Below are 8,984 nucleotides of genomic sequence, written 5' to 3' on the forward strand. Positions count from 1 at the left end.
GGTAGCCTTCTGCCGCCGACCGCGTGTTCACGCCGCCGTAGCGGTGCGGAAGTCCTCATTGGTTGTGGTTCCTACATGGTCATCAGCCGATCCTCTGCACGGTGGCACCCTGTCGGATGGCGCGGGGGATCTCGGCGACGGAGTCCACGATGTCGATCAGGTGGGCGATGCTCTCGGCTGAAGCAGTGGAGCTGACGTCGACGGTGTAGGTGATCCCGGTTGACCGCCAGCTCTCGATATCGAAGCCGCCGGCTGCGGAAACGCGCACTCCCAGGAGCTCGATTCCCAGTGCGGCGGCCTCCCGGTAAAGGTCGTTGAGGACGCATCCCGCCGCCGCGAGGTGAAGGAGATGTCCTCCGGTGAAGTCCGCCCTGACACTCACGCCCTCGGGTGTCCACCGATGAGGGAAATGCACCGCGTGCTCGTCCGTCACCTTCAGCGATCCTGTGCTCACGATCACGTTGAAACGATCATCCATGATTCAGCTCCCGGCACCTCGGGCGTACGGACGTGGCGACAAGAGCCGTCCTACACGTCTCAGCCGCCAACCGGCAACACCCGCTCATGCCGCTGGGCCGTCTGGTGGAGGACGCGTCCGTTCGGCTCGGAGCCCGCTCATGTGATACGCGTGGCATCTTCGCCACATAGCGTGCCGACGAAGCGCGCTCTCTCGTGCTGCCGCACAGCGGCGCGGACAGTGCCGGGACGAATCACGCGTTGCCGGTGAGCGTTGGCCGTCACCGGAGATGTTTGATGGGATTGACGTATGAAGACACGAGGACATGACATCGAGGTCACGCCTACGTCGGACCATGTCGTGGTACGGGTCAAGGACTCGGTCGTCGCGACCTCCTCTCGGCCGCTCGTACTCACCGAGACAGGCTGCCCACCGCGGTACTACCTGCCGCCAGACGATGTGAAGATGGATCTGCTGCGGTCATCGATGACGACGTCGCACTGCCCGTTCAAGGGTGATGCCGTCTACTGGTCGGTGGACACTGGTGACGGCCTGATCGAAGACGTGGTCTGGTCCTACCCGGAGCCGTTCGCGCGGGTGGAGCAGATCGCGGGACGGCTCGCCTTCTGGGCCGAGAAGCCAGGCGTCACTCTTGAGGTGAATGGGCAGGGTGGGTAAGCGTCGCCGACTGCGACCACCGCCACATGAACGGCCACACGAAACGGCAGATCGCCCCGATCGGCGCACGCCAGGCGGCCAACGCCCACCGGCGGGCGGCGGCTGCGCCCCGTGGGGAGTGCTGTACAGCAGCGCCGTACAGCAACACCCTCTGACGCGATCACACGCCACCGGCCCGCATTCACCGCCTGACCAGGGCCCGAGCCGTGAGACGTGCACGCTGCCCTTCCCTGCGGATCAGAAGGTCAGGGGTTCGAGCCCTCTCGGCCGCGCCAGGCGAAAGCCCAGGTCATCAGCCGGTGACCTGGGCTTTTTCGTGCTCTGGATCAGCTGTTGGTGTCCGGTTGTGTCCGGCTGTCGTCGGCTGTCTCCGGTTGATCGTGCCGAATACGTGCCGAAGGTTCAGCCCAGAGCTTCGCTGATCCGGCGCATGGAGACCTCGTCCTGGCCCACGAGGCACCTGGCGTAGGTGCGCAAGAGCACTTCCATGCTGTTGCCTGCCCACTCGGCCACCTGCTTCGGCGAGATGCCAGCGTTGAGCCAGGTGGATAGGCGCGCATGACGGAGGTCGTAGACGCGCTTCGCCGGCGGTGAGCCGTACTCCTCCGGACTGAGGGCGGCGCGGTGGGCCTTGTCCCAGATCCGCTGAATGGTGCTGGTGGCGAGCACGCCACCGTGAGCGCCGTAGAAGACCCGCCCGTCCGGACCGGCGCCGAAGGTCCTGAGGTGCTCGCGGAGGATGGTGACGAGTTCGGAGGCGCACGGCTTCTTGGCTCTCGCTCTGTCGGCGTTCCGCCCACCTGTGCTTGGCCCTCACCAGTTCTCCGGTCACCGAGCAGGGCAAAAGGAGCGCACCGCGGCAAGAAGAACCGGGGCGGGCAGGAGAGGAGACGGGGCGGTCAGTTCTCCGGGTCAGGGAGCAGGACGGAGGGGAGGGAGGTGTCGGGGGGCAGGCGTAGTAGTTGGTAGAGCATGCCGCCCACTCCCGGCATCAGACCTGGGCTGAAGGCGTCACGTGAAAGGCCACTCACCGGGCCGTGCTCGTCCATGCTGCCGATCATGTACGCGGCGAGGTACTCCGGAGTCAGCTCTTCGGGCCCGACACCCGTATCGATCGCGTGGCGCACGACTTCCCAGTTGCCGAGGTCTCCGTGGCAGAGCGTGTGGTTCCAGCCGATGCCCCTCGACCAGGACGACGCGGCGGCCCGGCGCAGCACGTCCGCCCAGCGCGGGTCACCTTCGCGGGCCAGCCGGTCGGCCGCGACGAGGCCGATGCCGGCGGCTCCGTGGCACCATGCGCTGGAGGTCACGCGAAGGTCATCCACTTCGCGCAGGTCACGCCAGCCCTTCTCCGCCGGGTCGTACAGTGACTCCTCGTACAGAAAGGCCCTGTCCGCCAGGGCGCGGAAGTCCGCAGCGCCGGCCGTGGCGCTGTCGGCGAGCCGGGCCAGCGCCCAGGCGATCCCGGTGGCGCCGTGTGAGACCCCGCCTAACCCTTGTGGGAACGCGGTGCTGGGCCAGCGTGCTCTCCGGTCGTCGATGTGGGCCAGTGAGAGCAGGCGCTCCCCGATGCGGTCGGCCTGCGTGGACCACTGCCGGTCACCGGTCTGTTCCGACAGGCGGAGCAACGGCACGATGGCGCCTGCCATGCCGGTGAGCAGGTCGTACACCCCGTCGGCGGCCACCGCCTCGGGCAGTTGCCCCGCCAGGGCGCCGGCCCGGGCGACCGCCTCCTCCGAGCCGACGGTGCCCAGCCCGCGCAGCAGCAGCCAGCTCCAGATTTGCGAGCCGATGCCGACATAGCCGCCTGGGGTGGCGGGGCGGCGCCGCGGCCCGGTGCGGCGTGCCTCCGCGTCGCGCTCCTCGGCCAGCCTGATCGTGTGGAGGAGATCGGCGAGCAGCCCGTCCAGCCCCGGCACCTCGTCGGCCCTGCCCTGCCCGGTCTCACTCACGTAGGCGGCCAGAGTGATGGCGACCCCGTACGCCCCGCCGTACACGTCGGGAGACAGCGACTGTACGAACCAGCCGTCGGAGGTGAGCACCGGCGCGGTCCAGGTGACGGTGCCGTCGTCGCCCCGGACCGCCGTGTCAAGCATGCTGCGGGCGATCCCGGCCGCGATCCGACGCCGGCGCCGCTCGAGGTCCCGGTGCCGGATGGGCGGCACGGTCATACGCTTGTTGGCAGGCATCCACCCTTCATTGAGGTAGGCGCTGACCAGAGCGGACCGGATCACCTCGCGGTCCAGGGCCGCGTCGCGGTCGCGCCAGCGCCGCAGTGCGTCCGCGATGAGGTCCTGCTCGTCTCCGTAAGAGGTTCCGCCAGGGCCGTCCAGACGGCCGCGAGCAGGGGTCGTGGCGAAGAAGGGGATGTCGCCGACCAGCAACTCGGCCACCTCGGCGTCGATCACCTCGGGGTCCGATGGCGCGCCGGGCAGGTTCTCGGCATGCTGGGCCAGCAACCCCGCCGCCTTGCCCATCGCGGTCGGCTCGTCGTGCAGTGAGGCCGGGTGCCACAACATGCGGGCCAGCTCGGCGTACGCCTCGGTGGCGCGGAGCACGACCCGGATCGGACGGTCGGCGAAGTCCGTGAGCAGCCCGGCGAGCTCATCCCGCCGATCCAGCATGTCGAGGTGCTCGACCAGCTCGGTGAATCCGGACAGCACCAGGTCCCAGTAGTGGACGAGGATCGGATCGGGGCTCGGGTGGTTGCTCACCGCTCCCAGCTCGACCCGTTCCATCCCCAATCTCGCCATGTCCGTGCCCGCGTCGACGACGACCGGCACCTGCGTGTACGGCTGCTGGCCAGGCAGGCCTCCGACGGCGGACATGTCGACGCCGCGCCAGGCGAGCGAGACGCCGCGTCCGGGAAGGAGTCCGGTGCGCAGCACCGATCCGCTGAGCAGGTCGGTCGCCTGGTCGACGGCGTCGCCGTATCCGGACGGTTTGGCCGGGACGTGCGGGGTGAACAGCGTCTCGCAGTCGACGACGACGGGCGCGGGACCGGCCGCGATGAGGTTCTCCATGTGCAGGTCGCTGCCGCCGATCAGCCGCATCAGCGCCAGCCAGTGCCCGACACCGCGGTAGAAGGACCGCAGCTCCGTCTCGTCGGCGCAGTAGCGGTGCTGGATGTGCTCCGCCCAGCCGTACCCCTGGCGAATCAGCACGTCGGGTACGCGGATGCGGCTGCCGGCGGGCAGCTGGGGTGCCAGGCGGTCGATCAGCCGCGCCAGCGCCTCGTCCACGGCGAGGGACCGGGGCTTGTAGACCACCTTGCCCTGCGAGCCGTGCAGGACGGCGACGCTGTGCCCTCCGCGATGGCTGTCTCCCGCCCCGAAGTCGACTCCGACCAGCTCGCCTCGGAGACCGCCGGGCAGTGCGGTGAGCGCCGCGCGGTCGGCGGCGAACCTGCGGGCCAGTTCCACGGCCGCGGCGCACCTGTTGTCGATGATCGTGCCGAGCCTGGACAGCATCGTGGGGTAGTGCCCGGTCAGGGACAGCCAGAACTCGGGCGTCGCGGCCGTCGCCTTCCACTCCTGCCACCGCAGCTGCGGCGTCTCGGCGGTCAGCCTTCCGGTGATCCTGGCGGCGTTGAGTTCCAGCAGCAGGACCCTGTTGACCTTGAGGCGGACGGTCTCCTCTAGCGCTTCGGCGGTTCTCTGGCATATCAGCCGGGCCTCCGCCTCCGTGAGGCCGGGGATCGATCCCAGCGTGGCGGACAGCCCGACCAGCGCCGGTGCGGTCAAAAAGTCCAGCGACGGGTCGAAGTCCCCGGCCATTCGGATCATCCTTCCTTGATCAACAGCAGAAGCGGCTGCAGGTGCACGAGCTCGCCAGCCGGGTGTCCAGGGCCGTCAGCGTGATCTCCGACTCGGCGTAGTCACCGATGAACAGCGGACCGGCCGGGTTGTCCCAGCCCTCGACGTCGGCTCCGCTGCGCCACGCGGAGACGATCTCCTCAGAGCGTTCCAGGGTGACAGGCATTCTTACTCCCTCCATGACCGGGCGTCCCGATCAGCGTTGGTCAGCCAATCGAAAAAATCAATACATAGCGGGCGAAATGTAGACTTGTCGGCATTCAGTAGAAATGGTGAAAGTTGCCGTTGACTGTGACGGAGTTTGCCCAGACGCCGACGGAATGTCCGAAACGCGCAAGCGAGACCGTCCACCCCTCCACACCACCGGTCCACGCCCATCAAGGGGACGACAGCGCACGTCAGGGGTTTCGTCCCACAACGGGCCATGACCACCACCTCGGTGACGGCGCTCATGTGCGGGACGGCCCAGCGAACCGCTTTCATACGGAAGGGGAGGCCGCGAGAAGGTTTCCGCTGTTCGGGAGCGCGGCAGGCGGCGGGGAACAGCCCCGACCACGGGCCGTCCGGCGACATTTCCCACCGATGAGCATTTTCCATCGTGATCGTGCTGGTCACGGTGATGGGGTTAGGGTCAAAGGTGCGGTGAGATAAGGCTCCCGGTAAGACAGCAGTCGACCAAGATCCGATGTCCCAACCGGGAGCCTCGTTGCTGTCTTACCCTGCCGCGATTCCGCTGTCGAACCGCACGCTTGTCCGTCTGGCCGATCTCATCCGCGCTCAGCGCGTCCAACGGCGATGCAGGTGGCGGCGCCTGGATCCGGGCCGGCAAGCCCTGCTCGTACCGGCCCATCTGCGCAACGGCGACACCTACGCTCGCCCGGCCGCCGGGTTCGCCATCGGCACCACGACAGCCTGGCGCTATGTACGGGAATCAGTCGACCTGCTCGCCGATCTCGGCTTGAACCTGCTCGGGTTCGCCCTGATGGAGGTGCGGCAGACTCTGGCGAACGCGACAGCGGGAGTGGACGCCTGAGCGTAGCGAGCGCGGGCCCTGATGTGGCTCTGGCCGTAGCGGCGCGGTTCCATTTTGTGTAGTCGGACGTGATGGCTGCGGTCACCTTGACGACCCTGCGCGTCGTGCCTGCACCACCTCTTATTGGGGAGCTTGCGTAATCGTGCGGGACGGGTGAAGTTTCTAGCGTTGCTTCCCATGTCGATAACCTCTCCCGAGTTCAAAACAGTGCCGTGGAAGGAAGTATCGTTCTTCCTCGGCTTCACACTGGTCGCGGCGTGGATCACCGCGCTGCCCATGTGGATTGCCGGTGTCGGCCCGGGTGACACGGTGTTTCTCCTGATCAGTGTGAGCACCATGCTGACGCCCTCGCTCGCGGCCTTCGTGACCCTCCGGATTTTCCGCCCGGCGCGGGGCATGGCGCGCTCCACCGGGCTGGTCCCGCCGTCGTGGCGACGCATGTGGAGCTACGGCGTTCTCGGTCTGGCCTACCCGATCATCGCGGCGCTGCTCGCGCTCCCGTTGGGACTCATCACCGGGCTCAACCATCTCGACCTGGCCCAGATGTCCGGGCCTCGGGCGTTGGTGGGTCCGTGGGTTGAGCTCGCTTCATCCAGTCCGGCACAGATTCTGCTGAGTGGCATCGCCGCGATGGCGGTGAGCTTCGCCATCGGGCTGATCCCCTGTTTCGGAGAGGAATGGGGATGGCGGGGTTACCTGCTGCCCAGGCTCATGCCGTTGGGCATGTGGCCCACGTTGTTGATCAGCGGTGCGTTGTGGGCCTTCTGGCATGCGCCGCTGGTGCTCCGCGGGTTCAACTACGACGATGGCGGCATCGCCGGAATGGCCGCGATGACGGTGTCGTGCATGCTGGCGGGGATCGTGCTGGGCTGGCTGGATCTGAGCTCGGGCTCGGTGTGGCCGGCGGTCATCGCGCACAGCTCGAACAACACCTTCGCGGTGCTGATCACTTCGGGGCTGGGAGCGAACGCCGCGGTCCAGGTGGATCCGCTGCTCAGTCAGATTCCCGTCTGGGTCACGACGGCGCTCCTTGTGGTGGTGCTGGCCGTACGGCGCTCTGGTGCCTTTCATGGACGGGACGGCGTACGACTGTCGAGGTAGCGCAGCACGGCCGCGACCCGGCGGTCCGTCTGGTCCGTCGGGTGGAGGTCGAACTTCAGGAAGATGTTGCGGATGTGCTTGTGAACCGCCTTGTCAGTGACGAAGAGGCGTTCGGCGATGGCGGTGTTGCCCAGCCCTTCGGCCATGAGCGCCAGCACCTCACGTTCACGTGGGCTGAGGGGCCGCATGACGTCGATGGCGCGCTGGTGGGTGAAGAGCTGGGCGACCACTTCCGGGTCGATCGCGGTGCCACCGGCGACCACCCGGTGCAGGGCGTCCAAGAACTCCTGGAGCCGCCCGACTCGCTCCTTGAGCAGATAGCCGATGCCGCCGACCCCGTCGGCGAGCAGGTCGGCGGCGAAGGACTGCTCGACGTAGGCGGACAGGACCAGCACCGCAAGCGGCGGATGCAGTCGACGTGCCTGTACGGCGGCGCGGATGCCTTCATCCGTGAAGGTCGGTGGCATGCGCACGTCGACCACGGCAATGTCCGGGCGATGCTCGGCCACCGCCGCCAGGAACTCCTCTGGCGTCGGCACGGCCGCGACCAGGTCGAAGCCCCGCGCGGTCAGCAGCAGAGTGAGCCCCTCGCGTAGTAGGGCGTCGTCCTCCGCGATCACGATGCGCACGGCAACTCGACCTCCAGTACGGTCGGCCCCCCGATGGGGCTGGTCAGGGTGATGGTCCCGTCGTGGGCCTCGACGCGTCGCCGTATCCCGGTGAGCCCCGAGCCCGCACTGACAGCGGCTCCACCGATGCCGTCATCCCGCACGTGGACCGACAGTAGGTCGCCGACCCGGTTCACGCTGACGGCGGCGGTGGTGGCGCGGCTGTGCCGGGCGGTGTTGGTGAGGGCCTCAGCGGCAATGAAATAGGCCGTGGTCTCGACCGCGACGGGCAGATGACCCAGCTCAGCCACCGTGACCTCGCACGGCACGGGGCAGTCGGCCGCCAGCGAAGTCAGCGCCCCGGCCAGGCCGCGTTCCTCCAGCACCGGCGGCAAGATCCCGCGGATCACGGTGCGAAGCTCACCCAAGGCCTGTTCGGCGGCGCTCTGAGCGCGTTCGAGAGCCGCCTCTGCACCGGCGGGATCCCGTACCACCGCATCGCGGGCCACACCGAGGAGTACGGCCACGCCGATGATCCGGTTCTGCGTGCCATCGTGCAATGCGCGCTCGATACGGCGCAGTTCGGCAGCATGGGCTTGCAAGGCGCTGGCACGGGTCACGGTGAGCTGCGCGATGCGCTGGGACAGGTCAGCCGACGGGTGCGGCCGGAGCAGCCGCACCCCGGGAAGTGCTTGCAGGCGCGCCATCGCCGGGCCCAGACCGATCAGGATGGCGGCCCAGCTGATGCCCATCAGGCTGACGGCCAGAACCGCCGGCCATGTGCGTACCGGGAAGCCCAACGATGCCCCGGCCTCCTCGATCGGGAGCAGCCACCACCAGAGCGGAAAGCTCGCATCGCGGACGGCGATGATCGGCAGGACGACCCCCGCCAACCCCAGCAGGAGACCCAGGCTCGCGTGAGAGGCGAGCCAGCGTAGATCGCGCCAAGTCGCCGGATCACTCGCGGCCGCGCGCAGACGGGCAGCCCAGCCTGTCGGGCGCGTGTCAGCGTAGGGGCTGATCACCTGGTACTGCCATCGGTTGAGCCGCCCACGCTCGCGCTCGGCGACGAGCCGTACCAGCGACAGCATGAACGGCAGGAGCAGCAGGCCCACCCCCGCCAGGCTCGCCGCAGCCACCACGATCAGCCCGGCTGAGGTGAACAGCGCCAGCAGACTCGTTCCCAGGCCACCCGCGAGCCGTTCCACGGCCTCGAACACATCTCGCGGGCTTGTGCCGCGGTTGTCGCTGATGGCAACCCCTCTCATCCCCCGAACCCTATGTCCACAAAT

8 protein-coding genes and 1 pseudogene are annotated in these 8,984 nt (G+C 68.1%); 3 read left to right on the top strand and 6 right to left on the bottom strand.

What is annotated here, in order from left to right:
- Positions 1-82: 82 nt before the first annotated feature.
- The gene (locus tag IEZ10_RS33010) at positions 83-478 is read right to left on the bottom strand and encodes an OsmC family protein (protein ID WP_189250434.1); all 396 of its coding nucleotides are present in this window, start codon (positions 476-478) and stop codon (positions 83-85) included.
- 288 nt (positions 479-766) lie between these two features.
- On the opposite strand from IEZ10_RS33010, the gene IEZ10_RS33015 reads away from it, so the two are divergent.
- Positions 767-1,135, top strand: a complete 369-nt coding sequence (locus IEZ10_RS33015) for a DUF427 domain-containing protein (protein ID WP_189250435.1) — start codon at positions 767-769, stop codon at positions 1,133-1,135.
- A 402-nt stretch (positions 1,136-1,537) separates the two neighbouring features.
- Here IEZ10_RS33015 and IEZ10_RS33020 read toward each other — a convergent pair whose 3' ends face one another.
- From IEZ10_RS33020 to IEZ10_RS33030, 3 genes are all read right to left on the bottom strand, one after another.
- A complete protein-coding gene (locus tag IEZ10_RS33020; RefSeq protein ID WP_189250436.1) occupies positions 1,538-1,804 on the bottom strand; it encodes a site-specific integrase in 267 nt (88 codons plus the stop codon).
- Positions 1,805-2,034: 230 nt separating this feature from the next.
- Positions 2,035-4,920 carry a type 2 lanthipeptide synthetase LanM family protein gene (locus tag IEZ10_RS33025; RefSeq protein ID WP_229811889.1) on the bottom strand — a complete coding sequence of 962 codons (2,886 nt, stop codon included), beginning with the start codon at positions 4,918-4,920 and terminating at the stop codon, positions 2,035-2,037.
- Between the two features lie 10 nt (positions 4,921-4,930).
- Positions 4,931-5,116 carry a DUF6229 family protein gene (locus tag IEZ10_RS33030; protein WP_189250437.1) on the bottom strand — a complete coding sequence of 62 codons (186 nt, stop codon included), beginning with the start codon at positions 5,114-5,116 and terminating at the stop codon, positions 4,931-4,933.
- A 540-nt stretch (positions 5,117-5,656) separates the two neighbouring features.
- Here IEZ10_RS33030 and IEZ10_RS33035 point away from each other — a divergent pair.
- Together IEZ10_RS33035 and IEZ10_RS33040 are read left to right on the top strand one after the other, a co-directional pair.
- Positions 5,657-5,899: pseudogene (locus IEZ10_RS33035) on the top strand (helix-turn-helix domain-containing protein); the annotation flags it as partial.
- A 261-nt stretch (positions 5,900-6,160) separates the two neighbouring features.
- The gene (locus IEZ10_RS33040) at positions 6,161-7,084 is read left to right on the top strand and encodes a CPBP family intramembrane glutamic endopeptidase (protein WP_189250438.1); all 924 of its coding nucleotides are present in this window, start codon (positions 6,161-6,163) and stop codon (positions 7,082-7,084) included.
- Here the strand turns inward: IEZ10_RS33040 and IEZ10_RS33045 are convergent.
- A complete protein-coding gene (locus tag IEZ10_RS33045; RefSeq protein WP_189250439.1) occupies positions 7,051-7,713 on the bottom strand; it encodes a response regulator in 663 nt (220 codons plus the stop codon). The two genes, IEZ10_RS33040 and IEZ10_RS33045, sit on opposite strands and share 34 nt — an antisense overlap.
- A complete protein-coding gene (locus tag IEZ10_RS33050) occupies positions 7,701-8,960 on the bottom strand; it encodes a sensor histidine kinase (RefSeq protein ID WP_189250440.1) in 1,260 nt (419 codons plus the stop codon). Before IEZ10_RS33050 ends, IEZ10_RS33045 begins: the two co-directional genes overlap by 13 nt.
- Positions 8,961-8,984: the final 24 nt, after the last annotated feature.

It is taken from the genome of Streptosporangium pseudovulgare (assembly GCF_014648055.1).
GTDB classification, from domain to species: domain Bacteria; phylum Actinomycetota; class Actinomycetes; order Streptosporangiales; family Streptosporangiaceae; genus Streptosporangium; species Streptosporangium pseudovulgare.